Genomic DNA, 21,025 nt, shown 5'->3' on the forward strand with positions numbered 1-21,025 from the left:
CTGGAGCGATGAGCGACGTGTGGACCGGCATCGCCGGCGAGTTCCTGCACCTCTACCCCCGCGGCACGCGCCTGCTCGCGGTGGCGGGAGCGGATGCCGAGCGCTCGCGAGCCGCGGCGGACGAGCTCGCCGATGCGCTGCGCGCGGCCGGCCAGGATGTCGTGCGCACCCACTTCGACGAGGTGGACCCTGCGCAGCTCCGCGCGGACGTCGTCGCCCCGTTCCGCGCCGAGCGGTCTCCGCGGGTGCTGATCGTGTCGGGCCCCGGCGCTCTGCTGAGCGAGGCGGCACGCGGCATGTGGAACTACGCGCTCTGGCAGCTCGCCGGAGACGAGCCCCCGCACACGGTGGCGGACGCCCTCGTCGAGGTGACCGATCCGCGGCATCCGTTCCGCCGCTTCGCCGACTACTGCGCGGCGCCCGCCTCCTACGGCGCCTGACGCCCGCGGGCTCCGCCTCAGCGGAACGAGGCGGCGACCGAGTTGCGGTGGTAGTCGAACACGATGCTCGTCCGCGTGGAGGCGACGCTGGACTGCGCCGAGAGATGCTCCAGCACGAACTCGCGCATCTCCGAGGAGTCCGCGACCGCGATGTGCAGGAGGAAGTCGTCGTCGCCGCCGAGGAAGAACAGCTGGATCACCTGGGGCAGCACGCGCACCCTCTCGGCGAACTCCACGATGCTCTCCCGCCGCCCGCTCGGGCGCAGCGTCACGCCGATGATCGCCTGGAGACCAGCGCCCAGCATCCGCTCGTCCACGCTCGCATGGAAGCCGGTGATCACCCCTCTGTCGAGCAGGGATCGCAGTCTGGCGTGCGCGGTCGACGGGGCGACTCCCAGCTTGACGGCGAGCTCGGCGTTGGTCATGCGCCCGTCGGCCGCCAGCAGCCGGACGATCTGCGTGTCGACGGGGTCGAGGGCGGGGGCTCGCAGAGTGTTCGGCTGCGGGGCCGCGGAAGAGGTCTCCATCCGAATGATTATTCAGGATCGGGGCACCTGTCGAATAGTCTTCAGGAAATCTTTCTGAACGCCGATGTTTCTGCGATTCTGGTGGACGCAGAAACAGCCGCCACCCGGAAGGATCCGATCGATGAAGATCGCCGTGCCCACTGAGGTCAAGAACAACGAGAGCCGCGTCGCGCTCACCCCGGCCGGCGCCGACCGCCTGGTCCGCGAGGGGCACCGCGTCATCGTGCAGTCCGGTGCGGGCCTCGGCTCGCGCATCTCCGACGAGGCGTACCGCCTCGCCGGTGCCGAGATCGTCGCGACCGCGGAGGAGGCCTGGACCCAGGCCGATCTGCTCATCAAGGTCAAGGAGCCCATCGCCCAGGAGTACGGCTTCCTGCGCCCCGACCTCACCCTCTTCACGTACCTGCACCTGGCCGCCGACCGCGCGCTCACCACGGCGCTCGTCGATGCCGGCACCACCGCGGTCGCCTACGAGACGGTGCAGCTGCCCGATCGCAGCCTGCCGCTGCTCGTGCCCATGAGCGAGATCGCCGGTCGGCTCTCCGTCACCATGGGGTCGTACTCCCTGCTGCGCTCGAACGGCGGCCGCGGCATGCTGCTCGGCGGCATCGCCGGCACGCCGCGTGCGAAGACGGTCGTGATCGGCGGCGGCGTCGCCGGTGAGCACGCCGCGGCCAACGCCCTCGGCCTCGGCTCGAAGGTCACCGTGATCGACATCTCCCTGCCGCGTCTGCGGGAGCTGGAGCACCGCTACGGCGGGGCTCTGGAGACCCGGGCCTCGAACCGCTACGACATCGCGGAGGAGCTCGCCACGGCCGACCTCGTGATCGGCTCGGTGCTGATCCCCGGCGCCGCGGCACCCAAGCTCGTCACCGACGACATGGTCGCCGCCATGAAGCCCGGCTCCGTGCTCGTGGACATCGCGATCGACCAGGGCGGATGCTTCGAGGGCTCGCGCCCGACGACGCACGACGACCCGACCTTCGCGGTGCACGACTCGATCTACTACTGCGTCGCGAACATGCCGGGCGCCGTGCCCGAGACCGCGACGCGCGCCCTCACCAACGCGACCCTCCCCTACGTGTCGGCGATCGCCGGCAAGGGCTGGGACCGCGCGGCATCCGACGACGCCGCCCTCGCCAAGGGGCTGAACGTCCAGGGCGGGCGCATCGCGCTCGACGCGGTCGCCCAGGCGCACGGCCTCCCGGCCTGAGACCGTCGCACAGCACCACGAGAAAGGGCCGGGGAGCAGACTCCCCGGCCCTTTCTCGTCGCCCGCACGACCCCGCGCTCCCGACCTGGCGCTATTCGAATCGCACCGTGTTGCGAAGAGCGCCGATGCCCTCGACTGACGTCGTCACCAGATCGCCGTCGCGCAGCCATCTGGGTTCAGCCATGCCCAGTGCCACACCTCCCGGCGTGCCGGTGAGAATGATGTCACCGGGGCGGAGCACGGTGAGCTGCGACACGTAGGCCACGAGGTCAGCCGCGTCGAACACGAGTTCGGCGGTGTCTCCGTCCTGCACCACCTCGTCATTCACAGTGCACGTGATGCGCAGCCCCTCGCGGGGCTCCAGTTCGTCGGCCGTGACGATCCACGGCCCGATCGGCGTCGTGGCATCGAAGGCCTTGCCCTGCAGCCACTGCAGGGTGCGCTGCTGCCAGTCCCTCATCGAGATGTCATTCGACACCGTGTACCCCAAGATGGCGAGGCGCGCATGCTCCCGGTCCACCCGGCGCACCTCGGCGCCGACTACGACGGCCAGCTCCGCCTCCCAGTCGAGCTTCACCGTGTCGTGCACGAGGATCTCATCGGCGGGCCCCGTGAGGGTGTCGGCGAACTTCGCGAAGATCGTCGGGAACTCGGGCACGTCCCGCCCGGTCTCGAGGATGTGGTCGCGGTAGTTGAGTCCGCAGCAGAAGATCTTCGCCGGGCGAGGCACGGGATTCGCGAAGACCTCATCGCCAAGGGCGGTGCGGGCCGGATGCCGGAGCACCGCTTCCGCCCGCTCGCGCCAGTCGGGCGCGGCGATGAGGTTCTGCACGTCGTCCTCCTCCAACACCACCCAGCCGGCGTCGTCTCCGACCGCAGCTCGCGTGCGGCCGCCGCGGCGCACGGTGGCGAGCCGCATCACTCCTCCTCGGCTGCGAGGTGGGCGACGCCCTGGATCTCGATGAGCGCCTCGGGCTGCCAGAGCCTGGTGACCCCGATCCCCGCCATCGCGGGGTACTCGGTGCCGGCCATCTCCCGCCAGAGCCGTCCGATCTCACGGCCGTTGCGCTGGTAGTCGTCGACGTCCACGAGGTAGATGGTGGCGTCGACGAGGTCGCTCGGACGTCCGCCTGCGGCCTCGAGCGTCGTCAGCACGTTCGAGAACGCCTGTACGAACTGCTCGACGATGCCGCCGGGTACGATCCGCCCCTCGGCATCCATGGCGGTCTGCCCGCCGAGAAAGACGAAGTCCCCGGCGCGGACGCCGTGCGCGAAGCCACTCGGCTTCACCAGCGAGTCAGGGTTGATGATCTGCCGCGGCATGTGCGGCCTCCTTATGGTCGGTGCGGATCGTGTCGTGTCGGTGCGGATGCAGGTTGATGGATGCCGAGGAGTCCGCGGCGTGCGGCACGGTCAGCGGGCGAGGGCCGGCGCATCCGCCTGCCGGGGTGTCCAGCGACGATGTGCGACAGCCTCGTCGGCGCTCGACGTGTCGCGCACGAACGAGAGACGCGGGCGCACGGCGTCGGTCCGCGCGGTCGGGGGCTTGCGCGCCCCGGCACGGTACGGGGCGACCCAGTCGGCGCCCTCGCCGCGGTACCCCTGGTCGGCTGCGGCATGCAGAGTCCACTGCGGGTCCCACAGGTGCGTGCGGCCGAGCGCGACGAGATCGGCTCGTCCCGCGAGCAGGATCGAGTTGACGTCATCGTGACTCGACACCGCGCCGACCGCGATGACGGAGACACCCGCTCCGGCCGCCACACGGTTGCGGATCGCATCGGCGAACGGGGTCTGGTAGCTGCGGCCGAACTGCGGGCGCTCGTGAGCGGCGATCTGGCCCGACGACACATCGATCGCGTGAGCGCCGTGTGCGATGAACGCGCGCGCGATCTCGACCGCGTCGTCGACCGTGTTCCCGCCGTCGATCCAGTCCTCCGCGGAGAGCCGGACAGCGAGGGGGCGCTCGGCGGGCCACGCCGCTCGCATCGCGTCGAAGATCTCGAGCGGGTAGCGGAGCCGGTTCTCCAGCGAGCCCCCGTACTCGTCGTCCCTCGTATTGGAGACGGGAGAGAGAAAGGACGAGATGAGGTAGCCGTGCGCCGCGTGCAGCTCGGCGAGATCGAAGCCGGCGTCGGCTGCCCGACGGGTCGCGGCGACGAACTCCTCCCGCACGAGCGTCATGGTCGCACGGTCGATCTGCTCCGGTACCTGGTTCACCGGCCCGTAGGCGAGAGCCGACGGGGCCATAGTCGTCCAGTTGCCCTCGTCGAGAGGCTGATCGATGCCCTCCCACATGAGCTTGGTCGAGCCCTTACGTCCGGCATGGCCGATCTGCACGCCGATCTTCGCGGTCGACCGAGCGTGCACGTACGACACGATCCGGCGCCAGGCATCCGTCTGCTCGTCGGCGTAGAGTCCCGCGCAACCGGGCGTGATGCGTCCCTCCGAGGAGACGCACACCATCTCGGTCATCACGAGACCCGCGCCTCCCATGGCCTTGCCACCGAGGTGCACGAGGTGGAAGTCGCCCGGCACACCTTCGACCGAGGAGTACATGTCCATCGGCGACACGATCACGCGATTCTTCAGTTCCAGCCGGCCGATGCGGTGAGGCCGGAACATCGCCGGCTCGTCGGCGTCGCGCGAGACGAGCGGAGCCCCGCGCACGATGTCACGCGCGAACTCCGGATCGCGTACGGCGAGGTTGTCGAGCGTGATGCGGCGGCTGCGCGTCAGAAGGTTGAACGAGAACTGCAGCGGCTCCTGATCCGCGTACTGTCCGATGCGCTCGAACCACTCGAGCGAGGCCTGCGCCGCCCGCTGCGTGGAGGCGACGACGGGGCGCCGCTCGGTCTCGTAGGCGGTGAGCGCCGCCTCGATCGACGGCTGCTCGTGCAGGCACGCGGCGAGCGCGAGCGCGTCCTCCATCGCGAGCTTCGTTCCGGAGCCGATGGAGAAATGCGCGGTGTGGGCGGCATCCCCGAGGATGACGAGGTTTTCATGGTGCCAGTGCTCATTGCGCACCGTCGTGAAGTTCAGCCACTTCGAGTTGTTGGTGAGCACCTCGTGGCCGTCCAGCACGTCGGCGAAGAGGCCGCGGATCTTCTCCACCGCGTACTCGTCGCTCACGCCGGGCGGGAACAGCTCCTGCTCGGTGGCGTCGAATCCTGCCTCGCGCCATACGTCCTCGTGCATCTCGATGAGGAAGGTGCTGCCCTGATCGGAGTACGGGTAACCGTGCAGTTGCATGATGCCGTGCGGAGTGTGCAGCACGGCGAAGGTGAACGCCTCGAACACGCGATCGGTGCCCAGCCACATGTACTTCGACACCCTCCTGTCGAGGTCGGGGCCGAAGCGATCGGCGAACTGCGCGCGCACGCGGGAGTTCACCCCGTCCGCGGCGAGCACGAGGTCGTACTCCGCCATGAGCTCGGATGCATCCGGAGCCTCGGTGCGGAACAGGATCTGGACGCCGAGTTCCAGGCAGCGCTGCTGCAGCAGCTGCAGCAGCTCCTTGCGCCCCATCGCGGCGAAGCCCTGTCCGCCGATCGTGTGCGTCGTCCCGCGGAAAAGGATGTCGATATCGGTCCAGCGGGCGAACTGCGCACCCATACGCGCGGCGATCACAGGGTCGGCGTTCTCGATCCCCCCGAGGGTCTCATCGCTGAACACGACGCCGAACCCGAAGGTGTCGTCCGGGGCGTTGCGCTCCCACACGGTGACCTCGTGCGCGGGATCCAGCTGCTTCATGAGTGCGGCGAAGTAGAGGCCTCCGGGACCTCCGCCGATGACGGCGACGCGCATATCAGGCTCCTTGGGTGAGAGGTTGCGCGATGGCGGCATCGAGAGCCGCCCTCTCGCGCAGGACGAAATGCTGCACCTTGCCGCTGGGGTTGCGGGGCAGCTCGGTGAGGTAGTCGACGCGGCGGGGGCACTTGTAGATCGCCAGTCGCGCTCTGACGTGTTCGAGGATGCTCGCGGTGAGGGCATCCGAACCTGCGAGGCCCTCACGGGGGACGACGAACGCTGCGACGATCATGCCTCGGTCGACGTCCGGCCGACCGACCACGGCGCACTCCAGCACGTCCGGGTGGGCGAGCACGGCCTCCTCGACCTCTGGGGCGCCCACGTTGTACCCGGCCGTCACGATCATCGAGTCGTTGCGCGCCTGGTAGGTGAAGTACCCGTCCTCGTCCCTGACGAAGGTGTCTCCGGTGATGTTCCACCCATCGTGCACGTACACGCTCTGGCGCTCATCGTCGAGGTAGCGGCATCCGGTGGGGCCGATCACGCCGAGGCGTCCCGACTCGCCTGTGCCGAGCTCGCGCCCGTTCTCATCGAAGATCGCTGCGCGGTAGCCGGGAACGACCCGGCCGGTGGCACCGGGACGGATATCGTCGCCGGACGCCGAGATGAACACGTGCAGCATCTCCGTGGCGCCGATGCCGTTGACGAGACGCAGACCACTCGCCTGCTCCACGGCCTCGAACGTCGAACGTGTGAGATGCTCTCCCGCCGCGACGCCGATGCGGAGGCGGCCGAGCTCGTCGGCGAGACCCGCCTTGATGATGCCGCGATACCCGGTGGGCGCCGTGTACAGCACGGTGATGCCGAGCGGACGGATGAGCTTCGCGAGTTCCAGCGGGGTCGCGCGCTCGACGAGAACCATGGCACCTCCGGTGCGGAGCGGGAAGATGACATTGCCGCCGAGGCCGAAGGTGAACGCGAGGGGAGCCGTGCTCGCGCTCACGTCGTCGGCGCCGAGGTGCAGCACGTGGCGGGCGAAGGTATCGGCGTTGGCGAGGATGTCGCGATGGAAGTGCATCGTGACCTTCGGCACACCGGTGGTGCCGCTGGTCGCGCCGAGCAGCGCGACGTCGTCGGCGGCGGTGTCGACCGCCGCGAACTCTCCTCTCTTGGCATCGCACGCCGCAGCGAGCTCGTCGTGCTCCCCGCCCGCGACGAGCACGGTCGGCGGCGCGCCCAGAGCGGCGAAGGCCTCCTCCGCGTCGGCGAGGCCGCGGTGGTCGACGATCGCGATCCGCGGCGAGACGCGCTCCGCGACGTTGCCGACCTCCTGTGCCCGCCACGCCACCATCGTGGTGACGACGACCATACCGGCCTTGAGAGCGCCCAGCCAGCAGGCGACCGTCCAGGGGCCGTTGAGCATGCGCAGCATCACCCTGTTGCCCGGCACGAGGCCGTGGTCCTCGGTGAGCACCTGGGCGAACTGATTCGCTCGGAGCTGCAGCTCCCCGTAGCTCCACGAGGCGCCGTCTGCGAGGAGGATCGCCGGCCTCCGCGCGCCGTGCTGCGCGACCGCCCGGTCGATCAGCTCGGCGGCGGCGTTGAGACGTTTCGGATACTGGACATCGGGGATGGTGAACTCGAGAATCGGCCACAGTTCGGCCGCAGGCAGCGAGTCGCGGGTGAAGGTGTCGACGTGCGCTGAGGGGGAGAGCTCCATTGCTGGTCCCTTCGGTGGTTGAGAGGTCTGAGGATTCAGAGCGGACGACCCGGACGGATCATCCCCTCCTGGGCGACGGTGGCCACGAGCCGTCCGTCCACGGTGTGGAACCGGCCGAGGCCGAGACCGCGCCCGTCGGCGATGCCGGCGCTCTCCTGCACGTAGAGCAGCCACTCGTCTGCGCGGGCGGGGGCGTGGAACCACATGGCGTGGTCGAGGCTCGCGGTGACGAGGCCTTCCGCGCGCCACGGCAGCCCGAGCACTCGCAGCACCGGTTCGAGGATCGTGTAGTCGCACACGTAGGCGATCGCGAGCTGGTGCGTGCGGGGGTCGTCCTCGAGCTTCTCGAAGGAGCGCACCCAGACGACCTGGTGGGGGACCCGTTCACCCTCGATCTCGACGTACACCGGTCCGGGCACGTGCCTGATGTCGAAGCTCCGTCCGTGCGACCAGTACTCGATGTCAGGACCGTCGAGACCCGCGAGCGCCTCTTCCGAAGAGCGCAGCTCCTCGGGCGACGGCACCTCGGGCAGTGCGGGACCGTGTTCGGGGAACTCCTCCGGCACGTGGAACGAGGCGGTGGACAGGAAGGCGAGCTTGCCGTGCTGATGGCCGCGGACGTGCCGAGTCGAGAATCCGCGGCCGTCGCGGATGAGCTCCACCTCGTACCGCACCGGCTCCGAGACATCGACGCCGCGGAGGAAGGAACTGTGCACCGAGTGCAGCAGACGGTCGTCGTCCACGGTGCGGAGTGCCGCCGCCACGCTCTGCGCGACAGTGTCGCCTCCATAGGCCTTGGGCCAGGGCACCGGCTGCGGCTGCGCCTCGAACGCGCGATCGGCGTGCTCGGGTGCCGTCTCGGTGAGGGCGATCGCGCGGTGGAACGCGGCGGAGGAGTTCATGCGCGGCGGAACCCCTCGAGCGTCGAGTCGTCGACCTCGTCGAGGTTGACGACGATGTTGTCGGGCGTTCGAGTGGTGAGCCAGACGAGCTCCTCCGTGATGGACATGTTCGCCTCGACGTGGGGCATGTAAGGAGGCACGAAGACCCAGTCCCCCGCCGTCATGTCGAGGTACTCGCGGTAGCCATCGCCGAAGTAGATCCTTGCAGTGCCCCGCAGCACGTACCCGCCGGTCTCGGCTTCGCCGTGATGATGCGGGAGGGAGCGGTAGCCGGGCTCGTTGGAGACCTGGCCGAACCAGATCTTCGTGGCCTCGGTGTGCTGGGGGCCCACCCCGGAGACGCGGACGCATCCGCCAGACGACATGGTGTGCGTGTCCTCCTCGCCGCTTCGGGTGACCTGCGGCACGCGGTCCCAGCGCAGTTCGTTCTCACTCATGAAAGCTCCTTCGCTCGTGTCTGAGGGGCGCGGCATCCGCGCCGCGAACGGGCCCGAAGAACCCGATGGAAGAAGTGTCACATACGTGACTATCGTCACACAAGTGCAATATGTGAGGGTTTCGAGGTGACAGCGAACGAAGAGGACCCCGGATGCCGTGATCGGCGTCCGGGGTCCTCCCGAGGTTCGTTCAGCTCATCACAGCGGTGACGAAGCGCTCCGCTGCGGGCTCCAGGCGGTGATGCAGCTCAGCGAAGAGCCGTTCGGCCTCGACACCGGCCCACCCGTCGGGAAGCAGTTCGAGGGGAATGCCGGGATCGAGATAGGTGAGCCGTCGCCAGCGGGTGATCGCGCCCACGTGGCCCGCGAAGGCTTCGCCGTCGGTGAGCTTCTCGTCGAGCACATCGCTGAAGCCCTCGACGAAGTCGCGATACAACGGCTCGAGCGCGGGGAGGTCCCACCACCGTCGCACGGCGAGCACGAGGTCGTCTTCGGACAGGCGGTCGCCGAGGAACAGCTCCACGAAACCGTCCAGTCCCGCCCTGCGCAGCGCCATGCGGGTCTCGTCGGCGATGAGCCCAGGGGCGATCCAGAGCCCGCCGTTCACCTGCCCGAATCCGAGCCGCTGCAGCAGACGGCGCAACTGATGCCGCAGCGGCCGCTCCCGCTCCGGCACGCTGAACGACGCGAGAAGCCACGGATCGGACGGCTGCGCCCTGCGCTCCTCGAAGATGCGGCGGTCTCCGGCCGAGAACACACCTTCGAGCGAGTCGGCCAACCGGTAGGCGGCTCCGCCGCCCGAGCGCATGCTCACGAGGACGCCGCGCTGCTTGAGTCTCGAGACCGCCGAGCGCACTGCGGAGGAATCAGCCCCCAGCGCGGCCATCATCTCGATGAGGTCGGCGATCTGGATGACGCCGCCATGTGCACGCACGTACCGCCCGAAGACGGTGACGATGAGGTGCTGAGGCCTGACGGCCGCGCCGGGGATGCCGGCGGCGTCATCCGCATCGTCGGCGCGGACGGCCGGGAGATCTGCGCTCATGTCGAAGGAGCCTAGCGGCTCCGCGTCTCCGGACTCGTCGCCCGTTCGGGATAGCTGCAGCGAAAGAACTGCGGTTCTTGGTGCGATCCGACCGCTCATCCCCCACGCTCGCACGGGTACGCTTTTACCGTGACCGAACGCGCACCTCTCTCTCGCAAGCTGTCCGCCATCGCCGAGTCCGCGACCCTCAAGGTCGACGCCAAGGCCAAGGCTCTGAAGGCCGAGGGCAAGCCCGTCATCTCGTATGCCGCCGGCGAGCCCGACTTCGCGACGCCGCAGTTCATCGTGGATGCCGCGGCCGAGGCCCTGGCCGACCCCGCGAGCTACCGCTACACGCCGGCGGCCGGCCTTCCGGCGCTGCGCGAGGCGATCGCCGCGAAGACGCTGCGCGACTCCGGGCTCGAGGTCTCGCCCAGTCAGATCATCGTGACCAACGGCGGCAAGCAGTCGGTCTATCAGGCGTTCCAGGCCGTCGTGAACCCCGGCGACGAGGTGCTGCTGCCCGCGCCGTACTGGACCACGTACCCCGAGGCGATCCGCCTCGCCGACGGCACGCCCGTCGAGGTCTTCGCCGGCGCCGACCAGGACTACAAGGTCACGGTCGAGCAGCTCGAGGCCGCGCGCACCGAGCGCACCACCGCGCTCGTGTTCGTCTCCCCGTCGAACCCCACCGGGTCCGTCTACACCGCGGAGGAGACGAAGGCGATCGGCGAATGGGCCGTCGAGCACGGCATCTGGATCGTCTCCGACGAGATCTACCAGAACCTCACGTACGAGGGCGTCAAGGCCACCTCGATCGTCGAGGCCGTGCCCGAGGCCGCGAACCAGACCATCCTCGTCAACGGCGTGGCCAAGACCTACGCCATGACCGGCTGGCGCGTGGGCTGGATGGTCGGCCCCGCCGACGCCATCAAGATCGCGGGCAACCTGCAGTCGCACCTGTCGAGCAACGTGAACAACGTCGCCCAGAAGGCCGCGATCGCCGCCCTCAACGGCCCGCAGACCGAGGCCGAGAAGATGCGCGAGGCGTTCGACCGCCGCCGTCAGCTCATCGTCTCGGAGCTGTCGAAGATCGACGGTCTCATCGTGCCGAACCCCCTCGGCGCGTTCTACGTGTACCCCGACGTGCAGGGCCTCCTCGGCCGCACGTGGGGCGGCGTGACGCCGACCACCTCCCTCGAGCTCGCCGACCTCATCCTCGAGCAGGCCGAGGTCGCCGTCGTCCCCGGCGAGGCGTTCGGCCCGTCGGGCTACATCCGCATGTCGTACGCCCTGGGCGACGACCAGCTCCTCGAGGGCGTGCAGCGCCTCCAGCGCCTGTTCTCCTGAGCCGGCGGGGTCTTCCCCGGCAACGCGACGCCCCTCCGGTCCACGTGGACCGGAGGGGCGTCGTCGTTCAGCGGGTCGGGATGCCGGGCCGCTCAGTCCTCGGGGTGGTATCCGATGAGCCAGCGGATGCCGTAGCGGTCGACGAGCGTGCCGTCCCAGTCGCCCCACGGGCGCTTCTGCAGCGCATCGATGACGCGTCCGCCGGCGGCGAGCTCGTCGTACCAGCGCGTCAGCGTGACGGCATCCGCGGTGCCGAGCAGCGACAGGAACATGCCGCCCATCTGCACCGCGTCGTCATCGGCCCCCGCGTCGGCTCCGGCCAGTTCGACGAGACCGGAGAGCTGACCGTGAGCGACGGCGTCGGGCGGGCCGTCGTGGCGCCCCGCCGTCGCGTAGTCGAACATCTGCAGCTCGCCGCCGAATACCGCCTGATAGTGGGCCAGCGCCTCCGCCGCGTTGCCGGGGAACAGGAGGTAGGGAATCAGTCCGCTCATCCCGCGAGTGTACGTCGACGCACCGACGCTCGTCAGAGCTCGACGCCGACGAGCACCGGCTCAGGCTGCAGCACGAGACCGAACTCGGAGTGCACGCGGCTCTGGATGAAGCGGGCGAGCTCCGAGACCTCAGCGGCGGTCGCCCCACCGCGGTTGGTGAGGGCGAGGGCGTGCTTGGTCGACACGGACGCCCGCGACCGCGGCAGCTTGAATCCCTTGCGGATGCCGGCCTGCTCGATCAGCCACGCGGCGCTCACCTTGACCTCCGCGCGCTCCGGCTTCGACGGCGGGACCAGCCCGTCGTAGGAGGCCAGCGGGATCACGGTCACGGCGTCGAGGTCGGGCGAGACGGGCCAGCGAGGGCACTCCGGCGGGAGCGCACGGGCGACGCTCTCCGGCACGATCGCGTTCTGGAAGAAGGAGCCGACTCCGTGCGTGTCGGGGTCGTCCTCGTCGAGCAGCATGCCCTTCGAGGCGCGGGTCGCGAGGATGCGCTCGCGCACCCAGCGCAACGGCACCGGCTCGTCGCCCTCGAGCGCGAGCGCCCGACGCAGCTGCTCGCCCCGCACGACGCGCTCCCCCGCCAGGAGCAGGTCGACCGTGATCGAGAGGATGACCGCCCTGCGGTGGGGTTCGCTGCCGTAGTGGTGCTTGAACACCGAGGTGCGGAATCCGAGGCCGAGCTCGGAGGCCGGGACCGTGAGGATCTCGTCGGCGTGCTCGTCGAGCAGCTCCACCTCGACCAGCGTCTCCTGCACCTCCTGGCCGTACGCCCCGATGTTCTGCACGGGGGCGGCGCCGACGGTGCCGGGGATGCCGCTCATGGCCTCCAGCCCCGCGTAGCCGCGCTCGACCGCGTAGGCGACGAGGTCGTCCCACGCATGACCGGCCTGGGCGCGGAGGCGGATGCGCCCGGCGTGCGGCGACGGGAGCTCCTCGATGCCCTGCGTGAGGATGCGGATGACCGTGCCCTCGAACGGCGCGTCTCCGACGAAGAGGTTCGACCCGCCTCCGAGGACGAACCAGTCGTCTCCTCGGGACCATACGTCGCGGAGCGCCTCGACGAGTTCGTCGGCTGTCGACGCCTCCAGCATCCGCTCCGGGGCGGCGCCCGTGTGCAGCGTGGTGAGGGCGGACAGGCGGATCGGCTCGACCTCGCGCATCAGATCGCGACGCGCAGCTGCGCCTTGACCAGCACGGTCGTCTCGCCGAACGTGACCTTCAGGTCGATGCGCGCGGCCTCGTCGTCGACAGCGCCGACCGTGGCCAGCACGTGCACATCGGCGCCGTCCTGCGGGTCGACGACGACGGGCTTCGTGAAGCGCACGCCGTAGTCGAGGATGCGCGCAGCGGGGTCGAGGGCGGCGACCACGACGGAGGAGGCCACACCCATCGTGAGCATGCCGTGCGCGAGCACTCCGGGGAGGCCGACGGCCGCGGCGACGTCGTCGCGGTAGTGGATGGGGTTGAAGTCCCCTGACGCTCCGGCGTACCGCACGAGCGACTCGCGGGTCAGGTGCACGGTGCGCTCGGCGATCACGTCTCCGACGGTGAACGACATCACTCGGCTCCTTCTTCCGACCCCACGAGCAGCATGCTGGTGGCGGTCACGACGTGGGCGCCATCGGCATCCGTGATCTCGGCCTCGCTCGTGATCATGGCGTTGCCGCCCATCATGCGGATGCCGGTCACGCGCAGCTGGCCCGTGAGCTCGTCTCCGGCCACGATCGGACGCGAGTAGGTGAAGCGCTGCTCGGCGTGGATCGTGCGGGCGAGCACGATGCCGGAGTCGGTCTGGTTCAGCAGCTGCTGCAGCGTGTGATCCTGCACGACCATCGCGAAGGTCGGCGGCGCGACGACGTCGGCGAAGCCCGCGGCGCGCGCGGCCTCGACATCGGTGTGCTGCGGAGCATCCGCGAAGACGGCGCGCGCGAACTCGCGGATCTTCTCACGGCCGACGAGGTACGGGGTGGTCGGCGGGAAGTCCCGTCCGACGAGTTCTTGATTCACTGCCACCCTTCGATCCTACTTCTCGGGGGTGCTCAGCTCTTCTTGCGACCCCGGATCGCCTTGAGCGCCATCTGCGCTGCGATGACGACGAGGTAGGCGGCGAACAGGATGTTGGCCGTCAGCGGGTCGATCAGGGTCGCCAGCCAGGCGCCGAGCGCGGTCGTCGTGCAGGCCGAGACGCCGACCAGGCCCGCCGCGACGAGGTCGACGTTGCGGTTGCGGAGATTGCCGATCGTCCCGGAGATCGCGGTGGGGATCATCATCAGCAGCGAGGTGCCCTTGGCCACGAGGTCGCTGGTGCCGAAGGCGATCATCATCGCCGGCACCACGATCACCCCGCCGCCGACGCCGATGAGGCCGGCGATGATGCCGGTCGCGACGCCGAGGGCGACGAGCGAGACGCCGCTGAGCCAGTTCAGGTCGAAGACGGCATCCCTGGAGGGGATCACGAGGAACAGCGTCACGATCACGACGATGAGGAAGGAGACGAAGGCCCACCGCAGCACCGTCTGCGAGATCTTCGGGAGCAGCCTCGTGCCGATCTGCGCGCCGACGACGGATCCGGCCGCGAGGATGATCGCGGGGATCCAGGCCACCGAGTCGTGCACGGCATAGGAGATGACGCCGACGGTCGCTGTCGGGATGATGGCGGCCAGGGACGTCCCCGCGGCGAGCCGCTGGTTGAAGTGCAGCAGCAGCACGAGCAGGGGCACGATCACGGTGCCGCCGCCGACGCCGAAGAGGCCGGAGAGGAGCCCGGCGACGAGGCCGATGCCGATGAAGGATGCGTAGGCGCGAGGCCCTCGGTTCGGGGCCAGGACGTCGTTCACCGTTCCAGCCTACTCTCGGGCCCTGCTCCGTCCGACGCCGTCCCTGCGGCGGACGGACGCCGCGCCCCTCACTCGCATCGCGCATCGACGAGGGAGGGACGCGGCATCCTGAGCGGTCAGATCTCCGAATCCGCTCTGACCGGCACGGCGATCGACTCCGTGAGCGCCTGCTCATAGCGCTGCTGCCGACGCCGCAGCCACAGCCCGCCGATGATCAGCAGCGCCAGCACGCCGTACGCGATCGCCGCGAAGGGCTGCGCGACGAGCGTCGTGAGATCGCCCTGGCTCAGCTGCAGCGCCTTGCGCAGCTGCTCCTCTCCCATCGGACCCAGGATCATGCCGACGACGAGCGGGGCGACCGGGTAGCCGAAGCGCCGCATGAAGTAGCCGAGCACGCCCACCACGAGCAGGATGAGGATGTCGACGGGCGAGTAGTGCAGCGCGTACGCCCCGAACACGGCGAACAGCAGGATGCCGGCGTAGAGGTACGGCCGCGGGATCTGCAGCAGCTTCACCCACATGCCCACGAGCGGCAGGTTCAGCACGATCAGGATCACGTTGCCGATGTACAGGCTCGCGATCAGCGCCCACACCAGGCTCGACTGGCTCTGGAACAGCAGCGGACCCGGCTGGAGCCCGTAGGACTGGAAGGCGGTGAGGATGATGGCCGCGGTCGCCGTCGTCGGCAGCCCCAGCGTCAGCAGCGGCACGAGCACACCCGCGGCCGCCGCGTTGTTCGCCGACTCCGGTCCCGCGACGCCCTCGATCGCACCCCGGCCGAATTCGTTCCTGTGCCGCGAGAGCTTGCGCTCGGTCGCGTACGACAGGAAGGTCGCGACGTCCGCGCCGCCGGCGGGGATCGTGCCGATCGGGAACCCGATGGCCGTGCCGCGCAGCCACGGCTTCCACGACCGGCGCCAGTCCTCCTTGGTCATCCAGCTGCGCCATCCTCTGGCGACGGGGATGACCTCCACGCCGCCGTGCCGCAGCCGCGCCGCGATGTACAGCGTCTCCCCCACCGCGAACAGCCCGACCGCGACGAGCACGATGTCGACGCCGTCCGACAGCGGCAGCAGCCCCAGCGTGTAGCGCTGCTGTCCGGAGAGCAGATCGGTGCCGACGAGTCCGAGGAACAGGCCGACGCCGAGCGACAGCATCCCGCGCGAGATCGAGCTGCCGATCAGCGCGCCGACCGTCACGAACGCGATCACGATGAGCGCGACGTAGTCGGACGGCCCGAGGTTCACGGCGAACTGCGCGAGCACCGGGGCCAGCAGGGTGAGCCCGACCGTCGCCAGCGTGCCGGCGACGAAGGACCCGAGTGCGGCCGTGGCGAGCGCGGCAGCCCCTCGCCCGAGCTTGGCCATCTTGTTGCCCTCGATCGCCGTGACGATCGAGGCCGACTCCCCCGGGGTGTTGAGCAGGATGCTCGTCGTCGACCCTCCGTACATGCCGCCGTAGTAGATGCCGGCGAACGTGATCAGCGCGGCGGCGGGGTCGAGGGTGTACGTGAGCGGCAGCAGCAGCGCGACCGTCATGGCCGGACCGATGCCGGGCAGGACGCCGACGGCGGTGCCGATGAACACGCCGAAGAAGGCGAAGACGAGGTACTGGGGCTGCAACGCGGTCGCGAACCCCTCCATGAGCAGGGACCAGCTGTCCATCAGAACATCCTTCCGAGCCAGCCGAGCGCGGGGCCCCACGGCAGCGAGAGCCCGAGGAGTCCGCCGAACACGATCTGCACGACGAGCGCGAGGAGGATGCCGACGAGGAACGCCATCCACCACTTCTTCGCCCCGAGAGACCACGCGACGCCGCCGAACAGGACGGCGGCGGCCGGAGCCCAGCCCAGCGGTTCGATCAGCAGCAGGTGTGCCACGATCAGGCCGGCGAGCTTCGCGAGGGTGAGCCAGTCGGTCGGGAGGCTGGTGTCGATGTCCTCGCCCTCCTCGGCGGCGCCCCGCTTGCCGCGGAGCACGCCGACGAGCACCGCGACGGCCGAGGCCAGCAGGATCGCCGACACGAAGATCGGGAAGACCCTCGGGCCCACGGTCGCACCGAGGGGCACGTGGATGGCGAAGACGCCGGCGACGGCGAACACGCCGAGTCCGACCATGAGCACGGCGAACACCAGCTCGCCGACGGGGAGCGACGACGACGACCGTGCGGACGGGCTCTCGCCCGCCCGCACGGCGTCCCCTCCCGTCCCCAGAGAACCGGAGGGGGTCATGTCACTGCACCAGCCCGATGTTCTTCAGCGTCGCGGTGACCTCCGTGATGTTGCCGGTGAGGAAGTCGTCGAACTCGGCGCCAGTGAGGAAGGCGTCGGCCCAGCCCCTCGTCTCCAGCTCATCCGTCCACGCCTGCGAGTCGTGCAGCTCGGTGACGATGCGCACGAGCTCGTCCCTGTCGCCGTCGGAGATGCCTCCGGGGGCGATCACGCCGCGCCAGTTCGTGAGCACGACGTCGTAGCCGGCATCCGTGACGGTCGGCACGTCGGGAAGCTGCTCGACCGGCTCCTCCGACGACACGGCGAGCGCCTTCATGGTGCCTGCGTCGATGTGCTGCAGGAACTCGCCGACACCGGAGATGCCCGCGGAGACCTTGCCGCCGAGGATCAGCGAGGTCGCCTCGCCGCCGCCGGAGTTGGGCGTGTAGTTGAGCTTCTGCGCGATCTCGGAGCCGTCGAGCCCCGCTTCTTCGAGCATGAGCCCCGCGAGGATGTGGTCCGCGCCGCCGGCCGAGCCGCCGGTGATGGTCACGGCCTGCCCGTTGTCGACGACGTCCTCCACGAGGTCCTCGAGGGTGTCGTACTTCGAGTCCGCCGGCACGACGACGACCAGCGGCTCGTCGGTGAGGCGGGCGATCGGGGTCATGTCCTCGATGCGGACTGCGGAGGAGTTGGTCTCCACCGCGCCGACCATGACGAGCCCCATGACCATCAGGGTGTTCGCGTCCTTCTCGTTCGCGAGCTGGGCGAGACCGACCGTGCCGCCGGCGCCGCCGACGTTGGTGACGGGCGCGGAGCTCACGACCTTCTCCTCCGTGAGCAGCTGCGACAGGGCGCGTCCTGTCTGGTCCCACCCTCCGCCGGGGTCGGCGGGGACGACGATGTTCAGGTCGCTGATCGTCGAGGCCTCGTCTGCTCCGGCGTCGTCCGATCCGGTTCCCGTCGAGCCGCCACCTCCGGCGCACGAGGTGAGGGCCAGGGTGGCTGCGGCGGCCAGGGCCGTCAGGGTGCCGATACGGGTCTTCTTCATCTTCGCTCCTCCTTGAGCGTCGGGTGCTGTCCGTCCACCTTCGAAGGACGGATGCCGCCGCTCAAGCTTCGGAAACCATTGGTCGCGGTTCTGAAACTATTGGTCGCGAGCGGCGCCTCCCCCGTGTCGCCCCGCACGCGGGCAGCGAGGAGAATGGTCCGGTGGCCTCGAAGATGACGCTCCGGATGCAGCTGCTCGCGCTGCAGGCGCTGATCGTGTTCCTGGTGACCCTTGCCACGGGCATCATCGCGGGGGCGTTCCAGGAGAACGCGCTGCGGGAGTCGTACAAGGACAGGATGCAGGCCGTCGCCCAGTCCGTCGCGCAGCTGCCCACCGTGCTCGACGCCTTCGACGACGAGGACCCGTCGGCGACCATCCAGCCGGTCGCGGAGGTGATCCGAAAGGCTTCCGACCTCGCGTACATCGTCGTGGCCAATGCGGAGGGCATCCGGTACTCCCACCCGCATCCCGACCTGATCGGAGAGCCCGTCTCGACCGATCCGTCGATCCCCCTCTCCGGCAAGATCTACGTCGGGACGCAGACCGGGACCCTCGGCCCGTCCTGGCGGGTGAAGGTGCCGATCCGCGACGACGACGGCGAGGTCATCGGCACGGTGTCGGTCGGCATCCTGGAGGAGGATCTGAGCGCCGACTTCCTCGGCGGGCTGGCATGGCTGATCTCCGCGATGCTCGCGGCGGCCGTGCTCGGCGTCTTCGGCTCGGCGTGGGTGACGTCCGTCATCCGCCGGCGCATCTACCGTCTGGAGCCCCACCAGATCGCGGCGCTCGTGAAGAACCAGGAGACGACGCTGCACCGGCTCAGCGAAGGGGTCGTCTCGGTGAACGGCGCCGGACGCATCACCCTGGCCAACGATGCCGCCGCACGGTTCCTCGGGAGGGATGCCGAAGAGCTCGACGGCGCCGACGCCGCGGAGATGCTCGGGGACGAGCTGTACACGGTGCTGCGCGAGGGAGAGGCGACGGGTCGGCCGGTGATCGTGGGCTCGCACGTGCTCGTCGCCCGCAGCACGGGCGGTGAGGTCGACGGCGCCGGCGTCGAGGCGACGCTGCTGCTGCGCGACCACACCGAGCTGCACGATGTCGTGCGCCGCGTGGAGGCCGCCGACGCCATCATCGCCTTCCGTCAGCGCTTCGGCCTGCCCAAGGGCCTGAGCGCCGAGACGCTCGATCGCGTCGCGGGCGCCCTGGGATCACGGGTCGACGCGTCGGCGAGCGAGATCGGCGAAGCCCTGCAGATCTCCCGCGTCAGCGCGCGACGGTACCTGGAGCATCTCGCGAGCTCCGGCAGGGCGGTCAGGGCGCTCGACTACTCGACGAAGGGGCGTCCGAGCACGCGGTATCGGACCATCGAGAACAACTGACCCCTGGGACTCGGTCCCGTAATGTGCGACACTGGATCGCATCAGACGGCGCCACCGGCAGACCCGGATCGAAGGAGATCTCATGGTTCGCAGTACCTACCCCGATGTCGAGATCCCCGAGGTCTCGATCTACGACTTCCTCTTCGGGGGCCTCGACGAGTCTCGGCTGGACGCGGTCGCGCTCGTCGACGGGGTGAGCGGAGCGACGACGACGTACCGTCAGCTCGTCGGTCAGATCGACCTATTCGCCGGCGCCCTCGCCGCCCGCGGGGTCGGGGTCGGCACCGTCGTCGGCGTGCTGTGCCCGAACGTCCCCGCCTTCGCGACGGTGTTCCACGGCATCCTGCGCGCCGGAGCCACCGCGACGACCATCAACTCCCTCTACACGGCCGACGAGATCGCGAATCAGCTGACGGATGCCGGTGCCACCTGGCTCGTCACGGTATCGCCCCTGCTGCCCGGCGCCCAGGCGGCCGCGGAGAAGCTGGGCATCGACGCCGACCATGTGATCGTGCTCGACGGCGCCGACGGCCACCCCTCGCTGCCCGCCCTCCTCGGCGAAGGGCATCCGGCCCCCGAGGTGTCGTTCGACCCCGCGACGCACCTCGCGGTGCTCCCCTACTCGTCCGGCACCACAGGTCGACCCAAGGGCGTCATGCTCACGCACCGCAACCTCGTCGCCAACGTGTCGCAGTGCCAGCCCGTTCTCGGCGTCGACGAGACCGACCGTGTGCTCGCGGTGCTGCCCTTCTTCCACATCTACGGCATGACCGTGCTGCTCAACTTCGCGCTGCATCAGCGCGCCGGACTCGTGACGATGCCCCGGTTCGACCTCGCCGAGTTCCTGCGCATCATCGCCGAGCACCGCACGACCTGGGTGTTCGTGGCCCCGCCCATCGCGGTGGCTCTGGCCAAGCATCCGATCGTCGACCAGTACGACCTGTCCTCGATCAAGGTGGTGTTCTCGGGAGCGGCTCCGCTCGACGGCGCTCTCGCCTCCGCGGTCGCCTCCCGACTGGGCTGCACGGTCACGCAGGGCTACGGCATGACGGAGACCAGCCCCGCCGTGAACCTCATCTCGGAGACGCGAGACGACATCGACCGCTCCAGCATCGGTCCGCTCGTGCCCAACACCGAGGCCCGGCTGGTCGACCCGGAGTCCGGCGCCGACGTCGAAGTCCCCGCCGAGGGCGTGAGCGAACCGGGTGAGCTGTGGGTCCGCGGGCCGCAGGTCATGGTCGGCTACCTGAACCGCCCGGACGCGACCGCCGAGATGCTGGATGCCGACGGCTGGCTGCACACCGGAGACGTCGCGACCGTGACGCACGACGGCATTTACCGGATCGTCGACCGCCTCAAGGAGCTCATCAAGTACAAGGGCTATCAGGTCGCCCCCGCCGTGCTCGAGGCCGTGCTGCTGGAGCATCCGTCCATCGCCGACGCCGCCGTCATCGGCGCGTTCGACGAAGACGGCCAGGAGGTGCCGAAGGCGTTCGTCGTCGTGCAGCCGGGCGCGGAGCTGGATGCGGATGCCGTCATGGCCCATGTCGCCTCCCACGTCGCCCCGCACGAGAAGGTGCGCCAGGTGGAGTTCATCGACGTCATCCCGAAGTCCGCGTCCGGCAAGATCCTCCGGAAGGACCTCCGCATCCGCACCTGAGACGGGTCCCCCAGGCCCGGTCCCCACGC

General features: G+C 69.6%; 21 protein-coding genes. 5 read left to right on the plus strand and 16 right to left on the minus strand.

Annotated features, from left to right (window positions below; translation table 11 throughout):
* Window positions 1-8: 8 nt before the first annotated feature.
* The gene (locus tag CQ047_RS06905; RefSeq protein WP_105673623.1) at window positions 9-440 is read left to right on the plus strand and encodes a hypothetical protein; all 432 of its coding nucleotides are present in this window, start codon (window positions 9-11) and stop codon (window positions 438-440) included.
* A gap of 17 nt (window positions 441-457) precedes the next feature.
* On the opposite strand, the gene CQ047_RS06910 is transcribed toward CQ047_RS06905, so the two are convergent.
* Complete coding sequence (locus CQ047_RS06910; RefSeq protein WP_105673625.1) at window positions 458-967, minus strand: Lrp/AsnC family transcriptional regulator; 510 nt, start codon at window positions 965-967, stop codon at window positions 458-460.
* A 121-nt stretch (window positions 968-1,088) separates the two neighbouring features.
* Between CQ047_RS06910 and ald the strand changes: the two genes are divergently transcribed.
* Entirely contained in the window at window positions 1,089-2,180 is a 1,092-nt protein-coding gene (gene ald / locus CQ047_RS06915; RefSeq protein ID WP_105673628.1) for an alanine dehydrogenase, read from the plus strand.
* 91 nt (window positions 2,181-2,271) lie between these two features.
* On the opposite strand, the gene CQ047_RS06920 is transcribed toward ald, so the two are convergent.
* The 7 genes from CQ047_RS06920 to CQ047_RS06950 form a co-directional block, all read right to left on the minus strand.
* Window positions 2,272-3,099 carry a fumarylacetoacetate hydrolase family protein gene (locus CQ047_RS06920; RefSeq protein WP_105673630.1) on the minus strand — a complete coding sequence of 276 codons (828 nt, stop codon included), beginning with the start codon at window positions 3,097-3,099 and terminating at the stop codon, window positions 2,272-2,274.
* On the minus strand, window positions 3,099-3,503 hold the full coding sequence (locus CQ047_RS06925) for a RidA family protein (RefSeq protein ID WP_105673632.1): 405 nt from the start codon (window positions 3,501-3,503) through the stop codon (window positions 3,099-3,101). Before CQ047_RS06925 ends, CQ047_RS06920 begins: the two co-directional genes overlap by 1 nt.
* Window positions 3,504-3,593: 90 nt before the next feature.
* The gene (locus CQ047_RS06930; protein WP_105673634.1) at window positions 3,594-5,984 is read right to left on the minus strand and encodes a bifunctional salicylyl-CoA 5-hydroxylase/oxidoreductase; all 2,391 of its coding nucleotides are present in this window, start codon (window positions 5,982-5,984) and stop codon (window positions 3,594-3,596) included.
* 1 nt (window position 5,985) lies between these two features.
* On the minus strand, window positions 5,986-7,647 hold the full coding sequence (locus CQ047_RS06935; RefSeq protein WP_105673636.1) for an AMP-binding protein: 1,662 nt from the start codon (window positions 7,645-7,647) through the stop codon (window positions 5,986-5,988).
* Between the two features lie 35 nt (window positions 7,648-7,682).
* A complete protein-coding gene (locus CQ047_RS06940) occupies window positions 7,683-8,549 on the minus strand; it encodes an acyl-CoA thioesterase II (RefSeq protein ID WP_105673638.1) in 867 nt (288 codons plus the stop codon).
* Window positions 8,546-8,986: a cupin domain-containing protein gene (locus CQ047_RS06945; protein ID WP_258132514.1), complete on the minus strand. Its 441-nt coding sequence runs from the start codon at window positions 8,984-8,986 to the stop codon at window positions 8,546-8,548. The genes CQ047_RS06940 and CQ047_RS06945 overlap by 4 nt, the downstream gene beginning before the upstream one ends.
* Window positions 8,987-9,176: 190 nt before the next feature.
* A complete protein-coding gene (locus CQ047_RS06950) occupies window positions 9,177-10,031 on the minus strand; it encodes a PaaX family transcriptional regulator C-terminal domain-containing protein (protein ID WP_105673642.1) in 855 nt (284 codons plus the stop codon).
* Window positions 10,032-10,160: 129 nt separating this feature from the next.
* Between CQ047_RS06950 and CQ047_RS06955 the strand changes: the two genes are divergently transcribed.
* Window positions 10,161-11,360 carry a pyridoxal phosphate-dependent aminotransferase gene (locus CQ047_RS06955; RefSeq protein ID WP_105673645.1) on the plus strand — a complete coding sequence of 400 codons (1,200 nt, stop codon included), beginning with the start codon at window positions 10,161-10,163 and terminating at the stop codon, window positions 11,358-11,360.
* Window positions 11,361-11,452: 92 nt separating this feature from the next.
* Here CQ047_RS06955 and CQ047_RS06960 read toward each other — a convergent pair whose 3' ends face one another.
* The 8 genes from CQ047_RS06960 to CQ047_RS06995 all read right to left on the minus strand — a co-directional run bounded on the left by CQ047_RS06960 (window position 11,453) and on the right by CQ047_RS06995 (window position 17,954).
* Window positions 11,453-11,854 (minus strand): glyoxalase/bleomycin resistance/extradiol dioxygenase family protein, encoded by a 402-nt coding sequence (locus CQ047_RS06960; RefSeq protein WP_105673647.1) that lies wholly within the window; start codon window positions 11,852-11,854, stop codon window positions 11,453-11,455.
* A 32-nt stretch (window positions 11,855-11,886) separates the two neighbouring features.
* Window positions 11,887-13,017, minus strand: a complete 1,131-nt coding sequence (locus CQ047_RS06965) for a UDP-N-acetylmuramate dehydrogenase (protein WP_105673649.1) — start codon at window positions 13,015-13,017, stop codon at window positions 11,887-11,889.
* Window positions 13,017-13,415 carry a MaoC/PaaZ C-terminal domain-containing protein gene (locus CQ047_RS06970; RefSeq protein WP_105673651.1) on the minus strand — a complete coding sequence of 133 codons (399 nt, stop codon included), beginning with the start codon at window positions 13,413-13,415 and terminating at the stop codon, window positions 13,017-13,019. Before CQ047_RS06970 ends, CQ047_RS06965 begins: the two co-directional genes overlap by 1 nt.
* Window positions 13,415-13,870, minus strand: a complete 456-nt coding sequence (locus CQ047_RS06975) for a MaoC family dehydratase N-terminal domain-containing protein (protein WP_105673653.1) — start codon at window positions 13,868-13,870, stop codon at window positions 13,415-13,417. Before CQ047_RS06975 ends, CQ047_RS06970 begins: the two co-directional genes overlap by 1 nt.
* Window positions 13,871-13,896: 26 nt before the next feature.
* On the minus strand, window positions 13,897-14,694 hold the full coding sequence (locus CQ047_RS06980; RefSeq protein ID WP_105673655.1) for a sulfite exporter TauE/SafE family protein: 798 nt from the start codon (window positions 14,692-14,694) through the stop codon (window positions 13,897-13,899).
* 116 nt (window positions 14,695-14,810) lie between these two features.
* Entirely contained in the window at window positions 14,811-16,358 is a 1,548-nt protein-coding gene (locus tag CQ047_RS06985; RefSeq protein ID WP_105673657.1) for a tripartite tricarboxylate transporter permease, read from the minus strand.
* Entirely contained in the window at window positions 16,358-16,924 is a 567-nt protein-coding gene (locus CQ047_RS06990; protein ID WP_105673659.1) for a tripartite tricarboxylate transporter TctB family protein, read from the minus strand. Before CQ047_RS06990 ends, CQ047_RS06985 begins: the two co-directional genes overlap by 1 nt.
* A gap of 1 nt (window position 16,925) precedes the next feature.
* Window positions 16,926-17,954: a tripartite tricarboxylate transporter substrate binding protein gene (locus tag CQ047_RS06995; protein WP_105673661.1), complete on the minus strand. Its 1,029-nt coding sequence runs from the start codon at window positions 17,952-17,954 to the stop codon at window positions 16,926-16,928.
* Between the two features lie 161 nt (window positions 17,955-18,115).
* Between CQ047_RS06995 and CQ047_RS07000 the strand changes: the two genes are divergently transcribed.
* Together CQ047_RS07000 and CQ047_RS07005 are read left to right on the plus strand one after the other, a co-directional pair.
* Window positions 18,116-19,336, plus strand: a complete 1,221-nt coding sequence (locus CQ047_RS07000; protein ID WP_105673663.1) for a PAS domain-containing protein — start codon at window positions 18,116-18,118, stop codon at window positions 19,334-19,336.
* 82 nt (window positions 19,337-19,418) lie between these two features.
* Window positions 19,419-20,996 carry an AMP-binding protein gene (locus tag CQ047_RS07005; protein ID WP_105673665.1) on the plus strand — a complete coding sequence of 526 codons (1,578 nt, stop codon included), beginning with the start codon at window positions 19,419-19,421 and terminating at the stop codon, window positions 20,994-20,996.
* The last annotated feature ends 29 nt before the right edge of the window (window positions 20,997-21,025 follow it).

Origin of the sequence: Microbacterium sp. MYb72 (assembly GCF_002979415.1) — a bacterium.
Lineage (GTDB): Bacteria > Actinomycetota > Actinomycetes > Actinomycetales > Microbacteriaceae > Microbacterium > Microbacterium natoriense.

Excerpts from the sequence above, each read along its gene's own strand:
- CQ047_RS06905 (WP_105673623.1), top strand. The coding sequence starts at position 9 with ATGAGCGACGTGTGGACCGGCATCGCCGGCGAGTTCCTGCACCTCTAC.
- CQ047_RS06970 (WP_105673651.1), bottom strand. The coding sequence starts at position 13,415 with ATGTCGTTCACCGTCGGAGACGTGATCGCCGAGCGCACCGTGCACCTG.
- CQ047_RS06965 (WP_105673649.1), bottom strand. The coding sequence starts at position 13,017 with ATGCGCGAGGTCGAGCCGATCCGCCTGTCCGCCCTCACCACGCTGCAC.
- CQ047_RS06920 (WP_105673630.1), bottom strand. The coding sequence starts at position 3,099 with ATGCGGCTCGCCACCGTGCGCCGCGGCGGCCGCACGCGAGCTGCGGTC.
- ald (WP_105673628.1), top strand. The coding sequence starts at position 1,089 with ATGAAGATCGCCGTGCCCACTGAGGTCAAGAACAACGAGAGCCGCGTC.
- CQ047_RS06910 (WP_105673625.1), bottom strand. The coding sequence starts at position 967 with ATGGAGACCTCTTCCGCGGCCCCGCAGCCGAACACTCTGCGAGCCCCC.
- CQ047_RS06930 (WP_105673634.1), bottom strand. The coding sequence starts at position 5,984 with ATGCGCGTCGCCGTCATCGGCGGAGGTCCCGGAGGCCTCTACTTCGCC.
- CQ047_RS06935 (WP_105673636.1), bottom strand. The coding sequence starts at position 7,647 with ATGGAGCTCTCCCCCTCAGCGCACGTCGACACCTTCACCCGCGACTCG.
- CQ047_RS06940 (WP_105673638.1), bottom strand. The coding sequence starts at position 8,549 with ATGAACTCCTCCGCCGCGTTCCACCGCGCGATCGCCCTCACCGAGACG.
- CQ047_RS06985 (WP_105673657.1), bottom strand. The coding sequence starts at position 16,358 with ATGGACAGCTGGTCCCTGCTCATGGAGGGGTTCGCGACCGCGTTGCAG.
- CQ047_RS06990 (WP_105673659.1), bottom strand. The coding sequence starts at position 16,924 with ATGACCCCCTCCGGTTCTCTGGGGACGGGAGGGGACGCCGTGCGGGCG.
- CQ047_RS06995 (WP_105673661.1), bottom strand. The coding sequence starts at position 17,954 with ATGAAGAAGACCCGTATCGGCACCCTGACGGCCCTGGCCGCCGCAGCC.
- CQ047_RS06925 (WP_105673632.1), bottom strand. The coding sequence starts at position 3,503 with ATGCCGCGGCAGATCATCAACCCTGACTCGCTGGTGAAGCCGAGTGGC.
- CQ047_RS07005 (WP_105673665.1), top strand. The coding sequence starts at position 19,419 with ATGGTTCGCAGTACCTACCCCGATGTCGAGATCCCCGAGGTCTCGATC.
- CQ047_RS06945 (WP_258132514.1), bottom strand. The coding sequence starts at position 8,986 with ATGAGTGAGAACGAACTGCGCTGGGACCGCGTGCCGCAGGTCACCCGA.
- CQ047_RS06950 (WP_105673642.1), bottom strand. The coding sequence starts at position 10,031 with ATGAGCGCAGATCTCCCGGCCGTCCGCGCCGACGATGCGGATGACGCC.
- CQ047_RS06960 (WP_105673647.1), bottom strand. The coding sequence starts at position 11,854 with ATGAGCGGACTGATTCCCTACCTCCTGTTCCCCGGCAACGCGGCGGAG.